Genomic DNA, 21666 nt, shown 5'->3' on the forward strand with positions numbered 1-21666 from the left:
AGTCCTGCTCGTCGATGGGGCGGGCAGCACCCATCATTCCGCGTGCCCTCGGGGCGGCGTCGGGTGCCACCCGCGGTGGTGGGTGGCTCGGTGCGGGGCCTGCTCGACGACGGGCGCGTCAGCGCCCGGCGGATCCCCGCCGGGACGCTCGGGCGTGGCGCCCGCTCGGCGTCGGCTCGACGTAGGGCTGGGGCGGACGCACCGGGATCTCGGTGGTGTCCTCGACGAGCGAGTAGAGCTCCTGCTCGCGCTCGTTCATGCCGGCGCGCACCTCGGCGCCGAAGGCACCGAGGCCCGCGCCGAGCTCGCGCAGCCCCTCGCCGAGGCTGGCGCCGACCCCGGCCGGCGTGGCCTTCTGCGTGACCTGGTTGACCTTGCGGGTGGCGCTGACGCCGATCGCGACGCCGACCCCCACCCAGAACAGACGCTTCATGCGCGGGCGCTCCGCTTGCTCCTGGTGGACCGCTTCGAGGGCGGTGCGTTCTTCAGCCGGCGCGCCTGGCTCGCCTTGCGCAGGCCGTAGGACAGGGCGGCCGCCTTCACCAGCGGTCCGCCGAGGGTCGCGGTGAACAGCGAGCTCAGCGCCCGGGTGTTGGCGGCGACCGCCTGGGCGCTGGCCGTCACGCCGTCCACGCGCTCCAGCTGGGTGTTCACCGTGGTCAGCGTGACCTGGGCGTCGTTCAGCAGCGGGGCCGACCCCTCGTGCGCCTTGCGGATCGCGATGGTCGCCTCGTCGAGCGTGCGACCCAGCTTGATCAAGGGAACGGCCAGCAGCAGCACCAGGATCACGAACGCCACCGCGGCGATGATGGCCGCGATCTGCCCGACCGACACGGTCATTCCCCTATCGCTGGTGGTCGTGTGTCCTCCTCCGGCCCACCGGGCCGGACGGTGGCGGAAGGCTACCGGTAGCCCATGATCGGCGCGCCTCGTGGCTACGGCGCTTACCGACGGAAGCCGCTCGGCCCCGAGCCTTCCCGACGACGGGTCGGTGCCGGTCGCGGCGGCCGAGGTGCACGTGGGGCAGGGTCCCGGGCCCACGCACCTGCCCCACGTCACCCTCGCGGATGGGTGGGCGGCCTCATCGGGTCGGTTCCCGCCGCCGGCGCGTTGCGGGGCGCACACGGCCGGCCCGGGGCGGGTGCCGCCGCGGGCGCGTTGCGCGACGCACACGGTCGGGCCGGGTCGGGTCCTGCTCGCGGCGCGTTGCGGGGCGCAACGCGGGGGCTCGCGCAGGTCGTCGGCTCCAGCCGTGTGCGGGGCGCAACGCGGGGGCTCGGCTACGTCGCCCGCTCCAGCCGTGTGCGGGGCGCAACGCGGAGGCTCGGGCAGGTTGCCCGCCCCAGCCGTGTGCGGCACGCAACGCGCGCCCGTGCGCCGCACTATCTCCCCCGGATCACCTCGCGGAGCCGGGCGAGACGTTCCCCGATCGCCCGTTCCTCGCCCCGGCCGGACGGGGCGTAGTAGTCCCGGCCCACCAGCTCGTCGGGCGGGTACTGCTGGGCGACGACGGCCGAGCGCTCGTCGTGCGGGTAGCGGTATCCCACCGCGTTGCCCAGCTTCTGGGCGCCCGCGTAGTGCCCGTCGCGCAGGTGCGGCGGCACCGGTCCGGCCGCCCCGGAGCGCACGTCGGACATGGCGGCGTCGATCGCGGTGATCACGGCGTTCGACTTGGGCGCGGTCGCGAGGTGGATCGTCGCCTGGGCCAGCGCGATCCGGCACTCCGGCAGCCCGATCAACTGCACGGCCTGCGCGGCGGCGGTCGCGGCCTGCAGGGCGGTGGGGTCGGCGAGGCCGACGTCCTCGCTCGCGTGCACCACGAGCCGCCGTGCGATGAACCGCGGGTCCTCGCCCGCCACGATCATCCGGGCCAGGTAGTGCAGCGCGGCGTCGGGATCCGAGCCGCGGATCGACTTGATGAACGCCGAGATGACGTCGTAGTGCTGGTCGCCGGCGCGGTCGTAGCGCACCGCCACCTCGTCGACGACCTGCTCGACGACGGCCAGGTCGATCGTCCCGCCGTCCCCCACCGCGTCCGCGGCGGCCTCCAGCGCGGTCAGGGACCGCCGACCGTCACCCGCGGCGAGCCGCACGAGGTGCGCCCGGGCCTCGTCGGTGAGCGTGACCGTGCCGGCGAGCCCCCGGTCGTCGGCCACCGCCCGCTCGAGCAGCCTCGCGACGGCGTCGTCCTCCAGGGCGTGCAGGCCCAGGACCAGCGACCGCGACAGCAGCGGGGCGACGACGGAGAAGCTCGGGTTCTCGGTGGTGGCCCCGACGAGCAGCACCACCCGGTCCTCCACCGCGCCGAGCAGTGCGTCCTGCTGGGTGCGGCTGAACCGGTGGATCTCGTCGATGAACAGCACGGTGCGCCGCGGGTCGGACGCGGCGAGCCGACGCCGGGCCACCTCGATGACCCCGCGGACCTCCTTGACGCCCGCCGACAGCGCCGACAGCGCCTCGAACGCCCGCCCCGTGGCCTGGGAGATGAGCCGCGCGAGCGTCGTCTTGCCGGTGCCGGGCGGGCCGTGCAGCAGGACCGACGCCGGGGCGGCGCCCTCGACGAGCCGCCGCAGCGGGGCCCCGGGGGCGAGCAGGTGGTCCTGGCCGACGACCTCGTCGAGCGAGGCGGGCCGCATCCGGACGGCGAGCGGCGGCCGCACGTCGTTGCCCGACGGCATCGGTCGGTCCTCGACCACGCCCCGCGTCACCGGACGGAGGTCCTCGACGTCGGGTCGCTCGGGCTCCGGCGGCGCCACGTCGAACAGCCCTTCCTCGCTCACCCGCCCGACGCTACTGCCCACCCCCGACGATGCGGCGTGCCTGGCGTCCGGTGACGGCACCGACGCTCTCCTGCGACGAGGGGTGGCCGGCAGCCGTGCCTGCCACTCCCCCGCAACCGCCAGCCACGCATGATCGACCGGCCCCACTAGGGTCGAGGACCATGCGGGAGATCCTCACCGTGCTGGAGTCCGACGCGCACGCGAGCGCCGAGCGCATCGCGACGCTGACCGGGATCGACGAGGCGACGGTGCGCGAGCACATCGCCGCGTGGGAGGCGTCCGGGGTGATCCGGCGCTACAAGGCGGTGATCGACTGGGACCGCTACGGCGACGAGCGCGTCACGGCGTTCGTCGACGTCACGGTGGCGCCCGAGCGGGGACGCGGGTTCGACGACGTGGCCGAGCGGATCGCGCGGTTCCGGGAGATCCGGGCGGTGCACCTGGTCAGCGGGGCGCAGGACCTGCGGGTCGAGGTGGAGGGGAACTCCATGAAGGAGGTCGCCGACTTCGTCGCCCAGAAGCTCTCCGGCATCGACCGGGTCACGGCGACCAGCACCCACTTCCTGCTGCGCCGCTACAAGGACGACGGCCAGCTGCTCACCGACCCCGAGCCCGACCAGCGCCTGTCGGTGACGCCCTGATGAGCACCCCGCAGAAGCCGTTCTCCCGCACCGTCGCGGCCATCCCGCCGTCGGGGATCCGCAAGTTCTTCGACCTCGCGCAGTCGATGCAGGGCGTCATCTCGCTCGGGGTCGGCGAGCCGGACTTCCCGACGCCGTGGAGCGCCCGCGAGGCCGCGATCCACGCTCTCGAGCACGGCGCCACGACGTACACCAGCAACAGCGGGCTGCTCGAGCTGCGCGAGGCGATCGTCGACGACCTCGCCGACCGCTACGGCGTCCGCTACCGCGCCGCGGACGAGTGCCTGATCACCAGCGGCGTCTCCGAAGGGCTCGACCTCACGCTGCGGGCACTGCTCAACCCGGGCGACGAGGTGATCGTCCCCGAGCCGTGCTACGTCGCCTACCAGCCCTGCGTGGCGTTCGCGGGCGGCGTCCCGGTGCCGGTCGCGCTCGACCCGGGCGACGCCTACCGGCTCGACCCCGCGATCATCGGCGCCGCGATCACGGAGAACACGAAGGCGATCCTGTTCGGCTCGCCGTCGAACCCGACGGGCAGTGCCCAGAGCGCGGCCGACCTCGAGGCCCTCGCGGCGCTGGCCCGCGAGCACGACCTCTGGCTGCTCTCCGACGAGATCTACGACCGGCTGACCTACCACGGCAGCCACACCCCGGTGGCCGCGGCGGCGCCCGAGCGGACCGTCACGCTGGGCGGGTTCTCGAAGTCGTACGCCATGACGGGCTGGCGGGTCGGCTACGTCTGCGCCCCCGAGCCGCTCGCGCAGCTCATGCACCGCATCCACCAGTACACGATGCTGTGCGCCCCGCACATGTCGCAGATCGCCGCGCTCGAGGCGATGCGGACCGCGCAGGACGACGTCGACGAGATGGTCGCCGACTACGACCGTCGACGCCGCCTGTTCTCCAAGGGGCTCGACGAGCTCGGCCTCACCTGCCCGGTCCCCGGTGGCGCGTTCTACGTGTTCCCGTCGATCGCCTCGACCGGGATGACCTCGGAGGCGTTCGCCGAGGGTCTGCTGACGCAGGAGAAGGTGGCGGTGGTGCCGGGCAACGTCTTCGGGCCCTCCGGCGAGGGGCACGTGCGCTGCTCGTACGCGACCGCGCTCCCCCAGCTCGAGCAGGCCCTGGAGCGGATCGCCCGGTTCATCGGCTCCTGACGACGGGTCGGCCGCCCGGGCTCAGCGCCCGGCGAAGGCCGGGAACGGCGGGAGCGGGCGGCTCCCGCCGAACGGGGCGAGGGCGCCGACGACGGCCTCGGCGAGGTCGACCACGGCCGGCTCGTCCTGGCGGGCGGCGTCCGTGGCCAGGCGCTGCCAGTACCCGGAGAGCACCGCGGCGGCGCGCTCCGGCGGGCGGCCGACGACGACCTGCTCCGGAGCCCGCCCGTCGCCGACGACCACCGGGAGCAGCGACCGGGTGCACACCCAGACCCACAGCGTGGTCGCGGCGAGGTGGCGGGGACCGGCGACGGCGGGGTCGGCCAGCTCCGGCCAGACGCCCGCGACCTCGGACTGCCACGACGCGGTCATCGCCTCGGCCATCCCGGTCGGCAGCGCGTAGGGCGCGGCCCACCCGGGGAACGGCAGCCGCACCGACGAGGCGGTGAAGGCGACGTCGCGGAAGCAGCCCCACTCGAAGTCGAGGAAGCGGGCCCCCGCCCCGGTGAGCAGGCAGTTCTCCGGGGAGACCTCGGAGGGGCTGAAGGCGCGGTACCGGGTGCCGCCCAGCAGGCCGGCGGCCGCGCGGGCGTGCTGGACCGCCGCCGGGGCCGCCTCGACCCGCAGGCGGCCCGCGAGCAGGTCGGGGATCTCGGCGAGCGCCGAGCGGGCGTCGTCGGCCAGCGGGTCCCGCCAGTGCTTCACCCCGGAACGGCGCAGCAGCGCCCCGAAGTCACCCTCGCGGGCGGCCGTCGCCGCCTGGAGGCGACCGAGCGCCCGGGTGGCGCCGAGCAGGGCACGCTCGGCGGCCTTGGGGTCGTCGCCGTGCATCTTGTCGGCCAGCGTCGCCCCCCGGCCGAGGTCCTCGAGCACGAGGAGTCGTCGCTGGGGATCGGTCGCGTACAGGGTCGGGGTCGCCCGGTCGTCGGCCGGCATGGCCGTGAAGAGCTGGCAGCTCGCGGCCTCGTAGGGGAACGGGTCGACACGCTCGGTCGCCGACGTCCGCGCCGAGGCGGCGGCCTCCCCGAGGTAGTGCTTCACCACGAGCGAGCGCGGAAGCGAGAACGGGTTCTGCGCGACCCGGACCCGCACCACGCGCGAGCGGGTGCTGCCGCCCAGATCCTCCGCATCCGCGAGCCGTACCCGCGCGCCGGCGCGGCGGGTGAGGAGTTCCTCGGCCAGCTCGACGGTGCGCTCGACCGAACGGTCGGTGCGCCCGGCGGCGGCGTCGAGGACGGAGGGGGTGTCTGAGTCATCGGCCGTGAGCGGGGTCATCAGACGATGGAGCCTACCGTCCGCGACGTCTACTACTCGCGAGTAACCCGAACCTGAGCCCTTCGGAATCGATGCACGTCCGTGTACCGAGGACCACGATTCGGTTGCGCGGCGTCACCGATTGTGAGAGCGACGGCGCGCAACCGAACGGCTGGACGGGGCCCGACCCGACGTCAGGACGGCTCGGTCCCCGGGTCGTCCACCGGCCGCTCCGGCGGCTTGACCGGGTTCGCGGGAGCGGGCTTGGCGTCCACGCCCGCCTCCTTGCGCTGCAGCGCCGTGATGGGCGCGGGCGCGGCGGTCAGCGGGTCGTACCCGCCGCCGGTCTTGGGGAACGCGATGACGTCGCGGATCGAGTCGACGCCCGCGAGCAGCGCGCAGATCCGGTCCCAGCCGAACGCGATCCCGCCGTGCGGGGGCGGGCCGAACGAGAACGCGTCGAGCAGGAAGCCGAACTTCTCCCGCTGCTCCTCCGCCGACAGCCCCATGAGCGCGAACACCCGCTCCTGGACGTCCTGGCGGTGGATACGGATGGACCCGCCGCCGATCTCGTTGCCGTTGCAGACGAGGTCGTAGGCGTAGGCCAGCGCGTTCGCCGGGTCGGACTCGAACCGGTCGATCCACTCCGGCGTCGGCGAGGTGAAGGCGTGGTGCACCGCGGTCCACTGGCCCGACCCGACCGCCACGTCGCCGGCCGCCGTGGCCTCGTCGGCCGCCTCGAACAGCGGGGCGTCGACGATCCACACGAACGACCACGTGCCCGGCTCGATCAGCTCCTGGCGGCGGGCGATCTCCCCGCGCGCGGCGCCGAGCAGCGCCCGCGACGACGAGCGGGGGCCGGCGGCGAAGAAGATGCAGTCGCCCGGGTTCGCGCCGACCGCCTTGGCCAGGCCCTCGCGCTCGGCGTCGGAGAGGTTCTTCGCGACGGGTCCGCCCATGCCGACCTCGCCGTCGTCGCCGACGAGCACGTAGGCGAGGCCGCGCGCGCCGCGCTGCTTGGCCCACTCCTGCCAGCCGTCGAACGTGCGGCGGGCCTGGGCCGCGCCGCCGGGCATGACGATCGCGCCGACGTAGGGCGCCCGGAAGACCCGGAACGGGGTCTCCGCGAAGTACTCGGTGAGTTCGGTGAGCTCGATGCCGAACCGCAGGTCGGGCTTGTCCGACCCGTAGCGGGCCATGGCGTCGGCGTAGGTCATCCGCGGCACCGGCGACGGGAGCTCGTAGCCGGCGAGCTCCGACCACAGGGCCCCGATGATCGCCTCGCCCAGGGCGATGACGTCGTCCTGGTCGACGAAGCTCGCCTCGATGTCGAGCTGGGTGAACTCGGGCTGCCGGTCGGCGCGGAAGTCCTCGTCGCGGTAGCAGCGGGCGATCTGGAAGTACCGCTCCAGGCCGCCGACCTGCAGCAGCTGCTTGAACAGCTGCGGCGACTGCGGCAGGGCATACCAGCTGCCGGGGCGCAGGCGGGCCGGCACGAGGAAGTCGCGGGCGCCCTCCGGGGTCGACCGGGTGAGCGTCGGGGTCTCGACCTCGACGAAGTCCCGGTCGGAGAGCACGTCGCGGGCGATCTTGTTGGCGCGCGAGCGCATCCGGATCGCGTGCGCCGGGCCCTCGCGGCGCAGGTCGAGGTACCGGTAGCGCAGCCGCACGTCCTCGCCGGGCGTCTCGTCCATCTGGAACGGCAGCGGCGCGGACTCGGAGAGCACGGTCAGCTCGGTCGCGCTGATCTCGACGGCGCCGGTGGCGAGGTCGGCGTTCTCGCTGCCCGCCGGGCGCGCCTCCACGGCGCCGACGACCTGCACGCAGTACTCAGCTCGGAGCCGGTGGCTGGCCTCGGCGACCTCGCCGGAGCGGAACACGACCTGGACGACCCCGGAGGCGTCGCGCAGGTCGATGAACACCACGCCGCCGTGATCCCGGCGACGGGCCACCCATCCGGCGAGGGTGACGGTGGCGCCGACGTGCTCGGCGCGCAGCGTGCCGGCGGGGTGCGTGCGCATCATCTGCGGTGAATCTCCTGGTCGCGTCGGGTGGGAGGCTCCCAGGCTATCTAGCCGCTCACGCTCGGCCCCGCCCGGTCGAGGTGGATCCGCACGGCCACCCGCCGCTCGCGCCGCATCGCCTCGTCGAACTCCGCCCAGTCGTCGTGCTCGCCCCCGGTGACCTGCCGGTAGAGCGCGCGCAGCGGTTCGTGGGCCGCGGGCAGGTCGACGATCTCGACGTCGCCCTCGACCTGCGCCCACTCCCCGAAGAACCCGTCCGGGAACACGCAGACCCACGCCCGCGGGGTCCGGCGCAGGTTCTTCGCCTTCATCGCGGTCTCGCGGGTGCTGATCACCGCCGCGCCCCCGTCGTCGATCCCGACGACGACGGGTGAGAGCTGCGGCGCACCGTCGGATCGGGTCGTGGCGAGCACGGCGTGGTGGTGGTCGCGCAGGTAGCGGCGTGCCTGGTCGAGGTCCATGACGGCGGAGTACCCCGGCACGCTCACCCGTCGTCGAAGGCGCCCCGCCGCGTCGCGTCGGCGGCGGCCGCCGCCGACCCGGCGAGCAGGCCGCCCGCCAGCCACAGCGCCCCCGCCGCACCGGCCGCCCCGGCGACGAGACCCGCCCCGGCCGGGACCGCCACCTGCCCCACCCGGTGGGCGAGCAGGCGGAGGGCGAGTGCGGTCGACCGGGCCGACGCCGGGGCTGAGCGCACGGTCAACGTCATCGTCAGCGGCTGGCCGATCCCGAGGAAGAACCCGCACAGCGGCAGGGCGAGCGCCATGACCGGCACGCCCGCGCCGGGCCAGGCCGCGACGACGAGCGCCACCGCCGAGCCGGCCGCGCTCGCGACGACGAGCGTGGACCGCGCCCACCGGGCGGCGAGCCGGCCCAGGAGCAGGCGGGACGCCAGGGAGGCGCCGGCCCGCGCTCCGAGCAGCACGCCGACCACCGAGGGGGCGATCCCGCGCTCCTCGGCGAGCAGCGGCAGGTAGGCGGTGACGAGGTCGACGGTGGCCAGCAGGGCGAGGCTGACGAGCAGCCCCGGCCGCATCCCCGGGCGGCGCAGGAGCGCGGGGATGCCGGTGCGCCCGCCGGCCGGCTCCGACCCGGCGTCGGGAACCGGGACGGCCCGCCGCAACCGGCGCCAGGCCATCACGAGCGCGACCGGCAGGGCCGGGAGCACGCACGCCCCCGCCACGAGCAGCGCGGTGCGGCTCGCCGGCAGCAGGGCGGCGCCGCTCGCGTCACCGAGCAGGGCGCCCGCGAGCAGCGGGCCGACGAGCTGGCCCGCGGACGTGACCGCGGTGAACACGCCGAAGGCGCGGTCCAGGTCGCCGGACGGGCTGCGGGCCGCGACGAGGCCCTGCGCGGCGATCATGAAGGCGAGGTGGCCGAAGCCGAGCGTGGTGGAGGCCAGCCCGACCGACCACAGCGCGTCCGCGGCCGCGAGCAGCAGCGGCGCCGCGCCGAGGAGGACGACGCCGAGCAGGAGGACCTCGGCGGAGCGGCCGAGCCGGTCGGTCGCGCGGCCCAGCGGGACCGCCACCACGATCGGCAGCAGCGCGTAGGCGGCGGTGACGATCCCGACGGCGGTCGCGTCGGCCCCGAGCCCGATCGCGCGGTAGGAGACGAGCGGACGCGCGAGGTTGAGCGCGGTCTGGGTCGCGAGCACGCAGACCAGCAGGCCCAGGAACCACGGGGGGACGCGTCGTCGCACGGCGTGGAGCCTCGCCGATCCCGGCCGTGACCAGAACGGTCGCGACCGCGACCACTACGACCACTACGCGGTTCGGTTTCCCAACGTCGACCTCACGCCGGGTCGCGCCGCAGTGTCATCGGCGTCACGCCGGAGCGATCGCCGTCGATCCCCAGGAGGAACCCCGTGCTCGTCATCCTCGGCTTCGCCATGATCGGGGTCTTCATGACCCTGATCATGACGAAGAAGCTCACCCCGGTCGTCGCGCTCGTGCTGGTGCCGACGATCTTCGGGCTCTTCGCCGGCGCCGGGCTCGGCCTGGGCGACATGGTCATCGACTCGGTGAAGGACCTCGCGCCGACGGCCGCGCTGCTCATGTTCGCGATCATCTACTTCGGGACGATGATCGACGTCGGGCTCTTCGACCCGATCGTGCGCGGCATCCTGCGGGTGGTGGGCGACGACCCCGCGAAGGTCGTCGTCGGCACCGCGGTGCTGGCCGCGGTCGTCTCGCTGGACGGCGACGGGTCCACCACCTTCATCATCACGGTGGCCGCGATGCTCCCGGTCTACCGGCGGCTCGGACTCTCCCCCGTCGTGCTCACCGCGGTCGCCGGCGTGGCGAACGGCGTCATGAACATCGTCCCGTGGGGCGGCCCGACCGCCCGCGCCGCCAGCGCCCTGAAGATCTCGCCGTCCGAGGTCTTCGTGCCGATGATCCCCTCGCTGCTGGGCGGCATCGCCACGGTGATCGTGCTCGCCTACGTGCTGGGTCGTCGCGAACGGACGCGACTGGGTGCGGACGCCTTCGCCGAGGTGCGGGCGTCGGTCGGGGCCGAGCGGGTCGTCGTCGGCGGGTCCACCGGCACCACCGTCCTCACGCCGCCGTCCGGCACCCCGGCCGTGGGGACCGGCGGGGGCGACGAGGGTCAGGGGCTCGAGGGTGCGCTCGACCCGAACCGTCCCACGCTGCGCCCGCGCCTCTACTGGTTCAACGCCGCGCTCACCGTGGCCATGCTCGGGCTGCTGATCCTCGACGTGCTGCCGATCGCCGTGCTGTTCATGATCGGCTGCGGGATCGCGCTCGTCGTGAACTTCCGGACGGTCGAGGAGCAGGCCGCGGAGCTGAAGGCGCACGCGAGCAGCGTCGTCGCGGTCGTCTCGATGGTCCTCGCGGCCGCGGTGCTGATCGGCGTCCTCGACGGCACCGGCATGGTCGACGCGATGGCGCGCTGGATGGTGTCGGTCATCCCGGCCTCGTTCGGGCCGTTCATGGGCGTGGTCACCGCGCTCATCTCGATGCCGCTGACGTTCCTGATGTCCAACGACGCCTTCTACTTCGGCGTGCTGCCGGTCCTCGCCGAGACCGCCGCGAACTACGGCATCTCCCCCGCCGAGATGGCCCGCGCGTCGATCGTCGGGCAGCCGGTGCACATGCAGAGCCCGCTGGTGCCGGCGATCCTCCTGCTGGTCGCGCTGGCGAAGGTCGACCTGGGCGACCACCACCGCAAGGCGCTGTGGATGGCCGGTCTCGCCTCGCTCGCGATGCTCGTGGTCGGCGTGCTGGTCGGGGCGATCCCGTTCCTGGCCTGAGCCTCAGAGCGCCCGGTAGCGGCGTTCGGGCCGGCCCGCGGTGCCGTAGCGCAACCGCACCTCGGCCCGCCCGGCGTCGGTGAAGTACTCCAGGTAGCGCCGGGCGCTCACCCGCGAGATGCCGACCCGCTCCGCGGTCTCGGCGGCCGACAGGTCGCCGTCGGCGTCCCGCAGCGCCGCCGCGACCAGGTCCGCGGTCTCCCCCGACAGGCCCTTGGGCAACGACGCCCGGGGGCCCGTCCGCGTCCCCGGGGTCGGCGCGGCCGGTGCGGGTCGGGGCCCGCCGCCGAAGAGCTGGTCGACCGCCGACTGGTCGGCCTCCTGCTCCGCCGGCAGCGCCCGCCGGGAGGCCGCGTACTGCAGGAGCCGGTCGCGCAGGTCCTCGAAGCCGAACGGCTTGATCAGGTAGTGCACCACCCCGCCCCGGACCGCCGCCCGCACCGTCTCGGCGTCGCGGGCCGCGGTCACCATGAGGACGTCGACCTCCGGCAGCGCCGCCCGCAGGTCGGCGAGGACGTCGAGACCGCTGCGGTCGGGCAGGTAGAGGTCGAGCAGGACGAGGTCCGGCCGTAGCTCCTCCGCCCGGGTCAGCGCCTCCGCCCCCGAGTGGGCCACCCCGACCGGGCTGAAGCCCGGCGTGCGCGCGACGAAGCCGCCGTGGACCTTCGCCACCATGAAGTCGTCGTCGACGACCAGGACGCGCAGGGCCTCGGTGAGGTCACCGCCCGACGCCGACCGGCCGGCCATCCGCTGTCCTCTCCCTCGGCAGTCGTGCCGTGAACACCGCACCCTCCCCCGGCCGCGAGGAGACCGCGACCTCGCCCCCGCGGCGCACGCAGACCGCGCGGACGAGGGCCAGGCCGATCCCCCTCCCGTCGCCCTTGGTCGACACCCCCCGGCCGAACACCGCGTCCGGCGGGTCGGTGGTGACCCCGGGGCCGGTGTCGCGGACCTCGACGTGGACGTCGCCGGCCGGGTCGGCGAGCCCCACCGTGATCGTGCCCCCGACGAGCGCGTCGAGCGCGTTGTCGACGAGGTTGCCGACGACCGTGACGAGGTCCGCGGACAGGTCGTCGGACACCCGCCCCAGCGACCCGGTTACCTCCAGCACGACGCCACGCTCGCGGGCCAGACGCGCCTTGGCGACGAGCAGGGCCGCGAGCGACGGGTCCCCGACGCGCCCGGTCACCGCCGCGTCGTCCTCCGCGGAGCCCTGCAGCGTCCCGACGTAGCGCACGACCTCGTCGTACTCGCCGATCTCGATGAGCCCGGAGATGGTGTGCAGCCGGTTGGAGAACTCGTGCGCCTGCGCGCGCAGCGTCTCCGTGGTGCCGCGGGTCGTGCCGAGCTCGCGCTGCAGGGCGGCGAGCTCGGTGCGGTCGCGCAGGGTGGTCACCCACCCCCGCACCGTCCCGTCGACGAGGAAGGGCCGCCGGTTCGCGACGACGACGGCGTCGGCCCGCGGGATCACCGCGTCCTCCGCCCGGTCGGGTCCGGTGAGCACGGCCTGCACGTCCGGGTCGAGGCCCAGCTCGGCGAGGGTGCGCCCGACCGCGTGGGCCGGGAGGTCGAGGAGCCGCCGCGCGGTGTCGTTGACCAGCACGACCCGACCGTCCGCGTCGACACCGAGCACCCCCTCGCGGATGCCGAGCAGCATCGCCTCGCGCTGCTGCACGAGGGCGGTGATCTCCCGCGGCTCCAGCCCGAGCGTCTGGCGCTTCACGCGGCGGGCCAGCAGGAGGGAGCCCACGACGCCGAGCGCGGTCGCGAGCCCGAGGTAGGTCAGCAGGTCGGGGGCCGAGGCGACGAGGCGCGGCAGGACCCCCGGCAGGTTGCTGGTCACCGCCACCGCCCCGAGCTGCCGCCCGTCGGCCGCGAGCACCGGCACCTGCGCCGCGACGGCGAGCGGGCCGTCCGGGGTGAGCCGGAGGTAGCCCGTCCAGCTGCGTCCCTCGGCGACGCGGCTCGGGTCGCCGCCGTCGGCGTCGGCGGTGGGCAGCGGGGCGCCGACGAGCGCCAGGTCGGTGGCGGTCACGACGGTCAGGGCCGCGTCGGCGACGACCACCGTGGAGGTCCCCGACACCGCGCGGGCCCCGTCGGCGACCGCCGTGACCGGGTTGCGGGGCGAGACGGTGGGCGCGGCCAGCGCCTGCCGCACGACGCCGTCGACCGCCACGTCCTCGGCGACGGCGAGCACCCGCCGGCTCTCGGTCCGCGTGAAGGCGGCGAGCGACTGCGTGACGCTCACGGCCGCCACCGCCACGAGCACGAGGGCGACCACCCCGAGCTGCAGGGCGAGCGCCTGCCCGGCGAGGGTGCGCCGGCCGATCCGCGACCACCGGCGCGTCGCGGGCGGATCGGTCACGACGAGCAGTCTGGCGTCTCGCGGCGCGAGATTCACGCGCGGCGGATGGGACAGTGATCGTCGTGCGACGAGCGGGCCTGGTCCTCGCCGTGCTGGTGGCGTTCCTCGCGGGCTGCGGCACCGGCACCGGCGACCTGCGCCTGCTCGTGCCCACCGAGGTCGGCGGCGGCTACGACCTCACCGCGCGCACCGTCGCCGCGGCCCTCGCCGAGCAGGAGGGCGAGCCGGGGCCCGCCGTCGTCGTCGTGCCCGGGGACGGCGGTCGGGCGGCGCTCGCGCGCCTGGCCGCGGAGCGCACGCGGCCGGATCTGCTGATGGTCATGGGGCTCGGCCTGCTCGGGGCCGTTCCCGACGACGGTCGTGGTCCGGGCGGGTTGAGCGCCACGCCGGTCGCGCGGCTGATCACCGAACCGGAGCTCGTCGCCGTCCCCGCCGGGTCGCCCTACCGGTCGCTGGCCGACCTCGTGGCGGCGTGGCGGGCCGACCCGTCCCGCGTCGTCGTCGGCGGGATCTCCGCCCGGGGCGGCCCGGACTGGCTGGTGACGACCCAGCTCGCCGCGGCCGCCGGCATCCCCGCCGCGGCCGTCCGCTACGCGGCGCTGCCGGGCGACGCGCTCCTCCCGGCGGTCCTGCGGGGCGACGTGGCGGCCGCGGTGACCGGGCTCGGCGAGACGGCCCCGCAGGTCGACCTCGGCACCGTGCGCACGCTGGCCGTCTCGTCGGCCGCCCGCTCCCCCCGCGTGGACGCCCCCACGCTGCGCGAGGCTGGGGTGGACGTCGTGTTCGAGAACTGGCGCGGCCTGCTCGCCCCGCCCGACCTCGCCCCCGCCGACCTCGACCGGCTCATCACGCTCGCCGAGGGCGTGCGCTCGACCGCCGCGTGGCGGGCCGCCGTCGCCCGGAACGGCTGGACCGACGCCCCGCTGTCGGGTCCGGCCTTCGGGTCGTTCCTGGACGCCGAGCGCGCCCGGGTGCGGGGTCTGCTGGCGGCGACGCCCTGAGAGCCGCCGCTCGTCGTGCGCCGCCCGCCCTCGCCGCCCGCCCTCGCCGCCCGCCCTCGCCGCGAGGGCGACATGAGGCATCCCGACGGGCCGCCGGCCCTGTCTGGCGTCACCCTCGCGTGAAGAGCGCCGACCCGGCTCGCCGCGAGGGCGACATGAGGCATCCCGACGGGCCGCCGGCCCTGCCTGGCGTCACCCTCGCGGAGCGGGTCGGCGCGGGCTCAGCGCCCCGACGGCACCGCCTCGCGCTCCTGCTCCACCTCGGTGGAGCGACCTCGGGTGCGCAGGAGGCTGGCGATGGTGGTGACGGCGAGGACGCCGATGATCACGCCCAGCGACAGCTCGATGCCGATCAGCGGCACCGGCAGCGGCCGGCCGCCGTTGACGAAGGGCAGCGTGTTGGTGTGCAGGGCCTCGAGCACCAGCTTGACCCCGATGAACGCGAGGATCACCCCGAGCCCGTACTGCAGGTACACCAGGCGCGAGAGCAGCCCGCCGAGCAGGAAGTACAACTGCCGCAGCCCGAGCAGGGCGAAGGCGTTGGCGGTGAAGACGATGTAGGGGTCCTTGGTGAGCCCGAAGATCGCCGGGATGGAGTCCAGGGCGAACAGCAGGTCGGTCAGCCCGATGGCGATCATCACCATCAGCATCGGGGTGATCATCCGCCGTCCCGCCTCGCGCACGGTGAGCCTGGCGCCGCGGTAGTCCTCGGTGACCGGCACCACTCGCCGCACGGCGCGGAGCAGGATGTTCTCCCGGTACTCCTCCTGGCCGTCGTCGGAGCCCTCGAAGCACACCTTGACCGCGGTGATCACCAGGAACGCGCCGAAGAGGTAGAACACCCAGGAGAACCGTTCGATCACCGCGGCACCGGCGAGGATGAACCCGCCGCGCATGACCAGCGCGATCAGGATCCCGACCAGCAGGACCCGGTGCTGGAACGCCTTCGGCACCGCGAACGCGGTCATGATCAGCAGGAACACGAACAGGTTGTCCACCGACAGCGAGTACTCCGTGACGTACCCCGCGACGAAGGCGGTGCCCTGCTCGCGGCCGCCGAACCAGAAGACCCCCGCGGCGAAGACGACCGCGAGGCCGACGTAGATGCCGACCCCGCGGGCTGCGTCGCGCATCGTCACCTCACGGGCCCGGCGCCCGGCCCACAGGTCGACGGCGAAGATCACCGCCAACCCGGCGATGGTCAGGGCCCACACCGAGAACGGCTCACCGCCGACGGGCGCAGGGACAGGTGCAGTGGGGGACATGGCTCCTCCGGTGACGACGCAGCACGTGCTCACCGGAGGTCTCTCCCGCCGCCGGACCCGTGGTGGAGCCGGCGCCGGGCGCCCCGGACAGCGTCGGAGCTGTCGTGTTGACGAGGCGCCCGCAGGCGTTCCGGGGATACTCCCCTCCGCGATCCGGGATGCTCCTCGCCCGACGACCCCCCTGTCTGCGTTCGGGAGGTAGACCGCGTTGTGGTCGTAGTGGTCGCGGCGCTCACAGCAGGGAGAGCTGCTCCGGCGGCGTCTCTTGCACGACCGCCGCCGGGACCCGAGGCAGCGCCCCGTCCGGCCAGGGCTCCGGGTTGTCGGGCTGCGCGCCCTTGCCGCCGTCCAGTCGGCCGCCCATGTGGTGCCCACCGCCGTCGAGCCCGTGTCGGCGCAGTAGCACGCCCACCCGCCGGGCGAGGTCGGTGCGGTACGCCTGCTGCACGTAGGCGCCACGGCGGTAGAGGCCCGCGTAGCGCTCCAGGAGATCCGGGTGCTCCCGGGCGAGCCAGCCATGGAACCACTCGCGGGTGCCGGGGCGCAGGTGCAGCGCGAGCACGGACGCCCCGCTCGCCCCGGCCGCCGCGATCTCGCCGAGCAGCGCGTCGAGGGCCTCGTCCGAATCGGTCAGCCCCGGCAGGACCGGCGCGACGAACACCCCCACCGGGAGCCCGGCGTCGGTGATCCGCCGGACCAGGTCGAGCCGCGCGCGCGGCGTCGGCGTCCCGGGCTCGACGGAGCGGTGCAGGTCGGGGTCGAGCATGGCCAGCGACACCCCGACGCCCACGGGCACGTCCCGTCCCGCCGCGGTGATCTCCGGGAGGTCGCGGGCGAGCAGGGTGCCCTTCGTCAGGATCGACAGCGGGGTCCCCGACGAGCCCAGCGCCCGGATGATCCCCGGCATCAGGCGGTACCGGCCCTCCGCGCGCTGGTAGGGGTCGGTGTTCGTCCCCATCGCGACGTGCTCGCGGGTCCAGCGCGGCGATCGCACCTCGCAGGCCAGCACCTCCGGGGCGTTCAGCTTGACCACGACCTGCCGGTCGAAGTCGTCGCCGGCGTCGAGGTCCAGGTAGGTGTGGGTGTTGCGGGCGAAGCAGTTGTGGTGGACCAGCCCGACGGCCACGTAGTCACCCGTCGTCGTGGTGACGTCGAAGACCTCCTCCTCCCCCACCGCGTCGACGGCGACCACCGTGCGGTCGGCGCCGCGGGACTCGTCGAGCACGTCGCGCACCCCCGCGAGGCCGGGCGCCGGAAGGGTCTCGGCCCCGACCAGGGCGTCGCCGGGCACCATCCAGGTCCCGCCGTGGCCGTCCGCCCCGGCCCGCGACACGTGCCGCCAGCCCGTCCGCGCCAGCAGCCGGTGGTCGGCGCCGACCACCACCTCGGTGCCGTCGGCCAGGCGCACCCGCACCACGGCCCGTCGGCTCGACCAGTGCGCGAGCACGTGGGTGCGCACCAGTCGCCGGACGCCGCCCTCGACGACGGTGCCCACGACCGCGTCGCCCTCGCGCAGGTCGGCCATCGGCACCGACCCGCCGTCGGCCCGCAGCACCGGCGTCGAGCCCACGGTGCAGTAGGTGCACGCGTGGGAACACCCGCGGTACGGGTTGACCGTCCAGGCGAACGGCATCGGCGAGCCGCCGGGCACGCGGTTGAGCACCGACCGGGCCCGCACCTCGTGGAACGTGATCCCCGCGAACTCGGGCGTCCGCACGCTGCGCACGAGGCCCTTGAGCGCCGGCATCCCCGGCAGCGTCCCGTCGTCGTCCAGCTGCTGACCCGCCCACCGCATGACCAACAGTCGAACACGTGTTCGGATCGAACGCAAGTTCGATCATTCGGCGTGGTTTCGGTACCGCCGGTACGCGGTACTGCAGATCACATCCGGATCAGGAGGCCCGTGCCATGGCGTTCACCCTCGAGCTCACCCCGGCGCACCACGAGCTGGTTCGCCGCGCCCACACCTTCGCCGAGGAGGTCATCCGACCGGCCGCGCCGAAGTACGACGAGTTGCAGGAGTGTCCCTGGGACATCGTCGACGCGGCCGCGCGCGAGGGGTTCTACAACGCCCTGTTCTACGCGGACCTGATCGCCGACCCCACCGGGCTGTCCCTGCCGCTGTTCCTCGAGGAGATCTTCTGGGGCTGCGCGGGGATCGGGCTCACCGTCGTCCTGCCGGCCCTCGCCCTCTCCGCGCTGAACCAGGCGGGCACCCCCGAGCAGATCGCCACGTGGGCCCCGGAGATGTTCGGGACGCCGGGCGACATCAAGCTCGCCGCCCTGGCGGTGAGCGAGCCGCAGGGCGGCAGCGACGTGTCGAACCTGCAGACGCGCGCGGTCCGGGACGGCGACGACTGGGTGCTGAACGGCACCAAGATCTGGATCGGCAACGGCGGGATCGCCGACGTGACCGTGGTGAACGCCGTCGTCGACCCCGACCTCGGCACCCGCGGCCAGGCCATGTTCCTGGTGCCGAAGGGCACCCCCGGCATGGACCAGGTGCGCCGCCTGGACAAGCTCGGCCACCGCGCCTCGCACACGGCGGAGCTCTCGTTCACCGACTGCCGCATCCCCGGTGACCAGCTGCTGGGCGGGATCGACAAGCTCGAGCACAAGCTGGACAAGGCCCGCCGCGGCGACCACACCCGCTCCGCGGCCCTGGGCGCGTTCGAGCAGACCCGGCCGATGGTGGCCGCCATGGCGCTCGGCGTCGCGCGGGCCTCCTTCGAGTACGCGTGCGACTACGCCTCACGCCGGGAGGCCTTCGGAGCGCCGATCATCGAGAACCAGGGCGTCGCGTTCCCGCTGGCCGACCTCGCGGCCGACATCGACGCCGCCCGCCTGCTGGCCTGGCGCGCCTCCTGGATGGCCGCCAACGGGATCCCCTTCCACTGCGGAGAGGGCTCGATGTCGAAGCTCAAGGCCTCGGAGGTCGCGGTTCGTGCCGCCGAGCAGGCCATCCAGACCTGCGGCGGTTGGGGCTACGTCAGCGACCTGCCCGTGGAGAAGTGGTACCGCGACGCGAAGCTCTACACGATCTTCGAGGGCACCAGCGAGATCCAGCGGATGGTCATCGGCCGCACCCTCGCGACCGACGCCTCCCAGACGCCCCAGCACCACCTGCTGCCCGGGGACCACGCCGGCCTCTCCCGGAAGTTCGGGCACGGCTCGCTCGCCCGGGCGCGGGCCGGGGAGGCGTTCCTCAAGCTCGCCCAGAAGGCGCCGCACCGACTCCTCGAGCTGGGGGGTCGCCTCGCCTCGCCGGGTCGTTGATCAGGACGACGGGGGCCGTGACCCTCTAGGCTCACGGCTCTCGTCCCCCGGATGCCGTAGTGAGGGCCCTCGATGACGCAGTCGACGCCGCCGTCGCGCCGTCCCGCTCCCACGCCGGGGGTGTTCGACACGGTCTACGCGCTGGCCGCCGCCTCGGCGCGGACCGCGGTCGAGCTGACCCTGCGCGGGCCCTCGATCGTGCGCGGCCTGGCCTCCGCGGCGCACACCGTGTCGGTCGAGGTCACGCCCCTCGTCGGTGACGCCCTGCGGGCCCTGCCGCGCGTGGTCACGGTGCTGGAGCAGCTCCTGCCGCTGGCGCAGGACCTGCAGCGCTCGCTCGACCGGCTCGCCTCGGCCGCGCCGGACATCCACGCGCTCGCCCAGGCGGTCCCCGCCCTGCAGCAGCTCGGTGGCGCGGCCGACGACATCCACGCGCTGCGCGAGGCCGTGCCGGCGCTGCAGCAGCTCGGCGGTGCCGCCGGGGACATCCGCGCGCTCACCGCCGCGGTGCCCGCGCTGCAGCAGCTGGGCGGCGCGGCCGAGGACATCCGCGCGCTCACCGCCGCGGTACCCGCGCTGCAGCAGCTGGGCGGCGCCGCCGAGGACATCCACGCGCTGCGCGAGGCCGTCCCCGCCCTCCAGCAGCTGGGCGGCGCGGCCGACGACATCCACGCGCTCACCGCCGCCGTGCCTGCCCTGCAGCAGCTCGGCGGGGCCGCGGCCGACATCCACGAACTCACCGCCGCCGTGCCCGCCCTGCAGCAGCTCGGGGGCGCCGCCGCCGACATCCGCCTGCTCACCGGTGCCGTGGATGCGCTGGCGCAGCTCGGGAGTGCGGTGGGCGACCTGCGGCGTATCGCCGCCGCCACCGACGACATCGGCGCGATCGCCGGCGCCGTCACCACCGTCGAGCAGATCGCGGCCGCGGTCCCGACGGTCGAGCGCATCGCGGACGCCGTGGGCACGGTCGAGGCCATCGCCGCGGCGGTCCCGAGCGTCGAGCGGCTCGCGGACGCGGTCGGCACCATCGAGCAGCTCGCCGGGGCCGTGCCGTCGATCGAGCGGCTCGCGGAGGCCACCGGCACGATCGGACGCCTCGCCGACGCCGTCCCCGTCGTCGAGCGGGTCGCCGACGCCGTCCCGACGGTGCAGGCGGTGGCCGACGCCGTCCCGACGGTCCAGCAGATCGCCGATGCCGTCCCGGCGATCCGGGCGTTGGCCGATGCCGTCCCCGAGGTGCAGAAGCTGACCGCGGCCATCGAGCACGTCGAGACGCTGGCCCACCACGCCGACACCACGTTCCCGGAGCTCCCGCCGCGGCTGCAGACCCTGGACTCCTCGCTGTCGGTCGCCGCGTCCGAGCTGGTCCGGGTGGCGCCCGACCTGCGCACCGTGGCCGGGCGGATCGAGGACCTCGACGGTCAGATCAAGGTCCTCGCCGACGCCCTCGCCCCGCTGCAGGGCACCACCGAACGCCTCGGACGCATCGTCGACCGTCTCCCGTCGGGCCGGAAGCAGAAGGCCGTCGAGGGCTGAGACCCACCGCTGGACCTCAGTCCAGCACCGCGGTCGCCTCGACCTCGACGAGCATGTCCGGCTCGCCGAGCGCCGTGACCCCGATCAGCGTGATCGGCGGGGTCGCGGTGATCCCGGTCCGCATCACCCCCTCGACGAGGGCCCCCATGCGCTCGGGCGTGTAGTCGACGACGTACACGGTCAGCTTGACCACGTCGGAGAAGTCGCCCCCGACGCCCGCCAGCGCGGTGGCCACGTTGCGGTAGGCCTGCTCGACCTGGACGGCGAGGTCACCGGCGCCGACCGGGGTGCCGTCGGCGGTCCGGGCGACCTGGCCCGCGACGTACACCGTCCGCGTCCCCGTGGCCACGGCGACCTGGCGGTAGACCTCGGGGGCAGGGAGACCGGGCGGGTTGTGCAGCGTGACGGACACGGGGACCTCCGGGAGAGATAGCGGTGTTATGAATAGAAACCTATAACACTGCTATGTATCCTGTCCAGGTGCCGAAGCGTGCCGATGTCGCCGTCCGCGCCGCCCTCATCGACGAGGCCGCCGGGATGCTCGCCCGCCGGGAGCCGGTGACGCTGCGGGCGCTCGCCACCCGCGCGGGGACGTCGACCATGGCGGTGTACACCCACTTCGGCGGGATGCCGGGCCTGTGGTCGGCGGTGCGCCAGGAGGGGTTCGTCCACCTCGCGGAGCGCCTGGCGGGGGTGGGCCCGACGGACGACCCGGTGCACGACCTCGCCGCCCTCGGCGGCGCCTACGCCGACAGCGCGCTCGCGCGCCCGATGCTCTACCGCGCCATGTTCGACGCGGCCGCCGACCTGTCCGACCCCGAGGTGGCCGACGGGTCGTTCACGCCCCTGGTGGAGGCGGTGGCCCGTGCGCGGGAGGCCGGCCGGGTGGGGGCGGACGACCCGGTCGAGGTCGCCACCCGCATCTGGGTGGCCGGGCACGGCCTGCTCCTGCTGGTCCTGAGCGGGGTCCTGCCCGAGGAGGCCGTCGACCGGCAGGGCCCCGCGCTCGTCGAGGCCGTGTGCGTCGGGGCGGGCGACGACCGGCCCCGGTGCGCGGCCTCGGTCCGCGCGGGGTGGGCGTCCCAGCGCTGAG

Annotated in this window: 19 protein-coding genes; 7 read left to right on the plus strand and 12 right to left on the minus strand. The window is 74.7% G+C overall.

Annotated elements, in window-relative coordinates; genetic code table 11:
* Positions 1–118 precede the first annotated feature (118 nt).
* The 3 genes from ACQPYX_RS18490 to ACQPYX_RS18500 all read right to left on the minus strand — a co-directional run bounded on the left by ACQPYX_RS18490 (position 119) and on the right by ACQPYX_RS18500 (position 2780).
* Positions 119–433 carry a hypothetical protein gene (locus tag ACQPYX_RS18490; protein ID WP_433798763.1) on the minus strand — a complete coding sequence of 105 codons (315 nt, stop codon included), beginning with the start codon at positions 431–433 and terminating at the stop codon, positions 119–121.
* The gene (locus ACQPYX_RS18495) at positions 430–834 is read right to left on the minus strand and encodes a DUF948 domain-containing protein (RefSeq protein WP_433803756.1); all 405 of its coding nucleotides are present in this window, start codon (positions 832–834) and stop codon (positions 430–432) included. Before ACQPYX_RS18495 ends, ACQPYX_RS18490 begins: the two co-directional genes overlap by 4 nt.
* A 548-nt stretch (positions 835–1382) precedes the next feature.
* Entirely contained in the window at positions 1383–2780 is a 1398-nt protein-coding gene (locus ACQPYX_RS18500; RefSeq protein ID WP_433798764.1) for a replication-associated recombination protein A, read from the minus strand.
* Positions 2781–2941: 161 nt separating this feature from the next.
* On the opposite strand from ACQPYX_RS18500, the gene ACQPYX_RS18505 reads away from it, so the two are divergent.
* Together ACQPYX_RS18505 and ACQPYX_RS18510 are read left to right on the plus strand one after the other, a co-directional pair.
* Positions 2942–3421 (plus strand): Lrp/AsnC family transcriptional regulator, encoded by a 480-nt coding sequence (locus tag ACQPYX_RS18505; protein WP_433798765.1) that lies wholly within the window; start codon positions 2942–2944, stop codon positions 3419–3421.
* Positions 3421–4578, plus strand: a complete 1158-nt coding sequence (locus tag ACQPYX_RS18510; RefSeq protein ID WP_433798766.1) for an aminotransferase class I/II-fold pyridoxal phosphate-dependent enzyme — start codon at positions 3421–3423, stop codon at positions 4576–4578. Before ACQPYX_RS18505 ends, ACQPYX_RS18510 begins: the two co-directional genes overlap by 1 nt.
* A 21-nt stretch (positions 4579–4599) precedes the next feature.
* Here ACQPYX_RS18510 and ACQPYX_RS18515 read toward each other — a convergent pair whose 3' ends face one another.
* From ACQPYX_RS18515 to ACQPYX_RS18530, 4 genes are all read right to left on the minus strand, one after another.
* Positions 4600–5853, minus strand: a complete 1254-nt coding sequence (locus ACQPYX_RS18515) for a hypothetical protein (protein ID WP_433798767.1) — start codon at positions 5851–5853, stop codon at positions 4600–4602.
* Positions 5854–6026: 173 nt separating this feature from the next.
* Positions 6027–7856, minus strand: a complete 1830-nt coding sequence (gene aspS / locus ACQPYX_RS18520) for an aspartate--tRNA ligase (RefSeq protein WP_433798768.1) — start codon at positions 7854–7856, stop codon at positions 6027–6029.
* 47 nt (positions 7857–7903) lie between these two features.
* Complete coding sequence (locus tag ACQPYX_RS18525) at positions 7904–8344, minus strand: PPOX class F420-dependent oxidoreductase (RefSeq protein WP_433798769.1); 441 nt, start codon at positions 8342–8344, stop codon at positions 7904–7906.
* Complete coding sequence (locus ACQPYX_RS18530; protein WP_433798770.1) at positions 8341–9558, minus strand: MFS transporter; 1218 nt, start codon at positions 9556–9558, stop codon at positions 8341–8343. Before ACQPYX_RS18530 ends, ACQPYX_RS18525 begins: the two co-directional genes overlap by 4 nt.
* 165 nt (positions 9559–9723) lie before the next feature.
* On the opposite strand from ACQPYX_RS18530, the gene ACQPYX_RS18535 reads away from it, so the two are divergent.
* A complete protein-coding gene (locus ACQPYX_RS18535) occupies positions 9724–11130 on the plus strand; it encodes a CitMHS family transporter (protein ID WP_433798771.1) in 1407 nt (468 codons plus the stop codon).
* Between the two features lie 3 nt (positions 11131–11133).
* On the opposite strand, the gene ACQPYX_RS18540 is transcribed toward ACQPYX_RS18535, so the two are convergent.
* Both ACQPYX_RS18540 and ACQPYX_RS18545 read right to left on the minus strand, forming a co-directional pair.
* Positions 11134–11877, minus strand: a complete 744-nt coding sequence (locus tag ACQPYX_RS18540; protein WP_433798772.1) for a response regulator — start codon at positions 11875–11877, stop codon at positions 11134–11136.
* The gene (locus ACQPYX_RS18545) at positions 11849–13495 is read right to left on the minus strand and encodes an ATP-binding protein (protein WP_433798773.1); all 1647 of its coding nucleotides are present in this window, start codon (positions 13493–13495) and stop codon (positions 11849–11851) included. Before ACQPYX_RS18545 ends, ACQPYX_RS18540 begins: the two co-directional genes overlap by 29 nt.
* A 62-nt stretch (positions 13496–13557) precedes the next feature.
* On the opposite strand from ACQPYX_RS18545, the gene ACQPYX_RS18550 reads away from it, so the two are divergent.
* Positions 13558–14496 (plus strand): Bug family tripartite tricarboxylate transporter substrate binding protein, encoded by a 939-nt coding sequence (locus ACQPYX_RS18550; RefSeq protein ID WP_433798774.1) that lies wholly within the window; start codon positions 13558–13560, stop codon positions 14494–14496.
* A gap of 221 nt (positions 14497–14717) precedes the next feature.
* Here ACQPYX_RS18550 and ACQPYX_RS18555 read toward each other — a convergent pair whose 3' ends face one another.
* Positions 14718–15761 (minus strand): TerC family protein, encoded by a 1044-nt coding sequence (locus ACQPYX_RS18555; protein WP_433798775.1) that lies wholly within the window; start codon positions 15759–15761, stop codon positions 14718–14720.
* A 232-nt stretch (positions 15762–15993) separates the two neighbouring features.
* Positions 15994–17556 carry an Rv2578c family radical SAM protein gene (locus ACQPYX_RS18560; RefSeq protein ID WP_433798776.1) on the minus strand — a complete coding sequence of 521 codons (1563 nt, stop codon included), beginning with the start codon at positions 17554–17556 and terminating at the stop codon, positions 15994–15996.
* Positions 17557–17669: 113 nt separating this feature from the next.
* Between ACQPYX_RS18560 and ACQPYX_RS18565 the strand changes: the two genes are divergently transcribed.
* Positions 17670–19037 (plus strand): acyl-CoA dehydrogenase family protein, encoded by a 1368-nt coding sequence (locus ACQPYX_RS18565; protein ID WP_433798777.1) that lies wholly within the window; start codon positions 17670–17672, stop codon positions 19035–19037.
* A gap of 72 nt (positions 19038–19109) precedes the next feature.
* Entirely contained in the window at positions 19110–20573 is a 1464-nt protein-coding gene (locus ACQPYX_RS18570; RefSeq protein WP_433798778.1) for a hypothetical protein, read from the plus strand.
* 16 nt (positions 20574–20589) lie between these two features.
* Here ACQPYX_RS18570 and ACQPYX_RS18575 read toward each other — a convergent pair whose 3' ends face one another.
* The gene (locus tag ACQPYX_RS18575) at positions 20590–20985 is read right to left on the minus strand and encodes a RidA family protein (protein WP_433798779.1); all 396 of its coding nucleotides are present in this window, start codon (positions 20983–20985) and stop codon (positions 20590–20592) included.
* A gap of 68 nt (positions 20986–21053) precedes the next feature.
* Here ACQPYX_RS18575 and ACQPYX_RS18580 point away from each other — a divergent pair, with 68 nt between their 5' ends.
* Complete coding sequence (locus ACQPYX_RS18580; protein ID WP_433798780.1) at positions 21054–21665, plus strand: TetR/AcrR family transcriptional regulator; 612 nt, start codon at positions 21054–21056, stop codon at positions 21663–21665.
* Position 21666 lies beyond the last annotated feature (1 nt).

This window comes from Actinomycetospora sp. CA-084318, assembly GCF_050955885.1.
In the GTDB taxonomy this organism is placed as follows: Bacteria; Actinomycetota; Actinomycetes; order Mycobacteriales; family Pseudonocardiaceae; genus Actinomycetospora.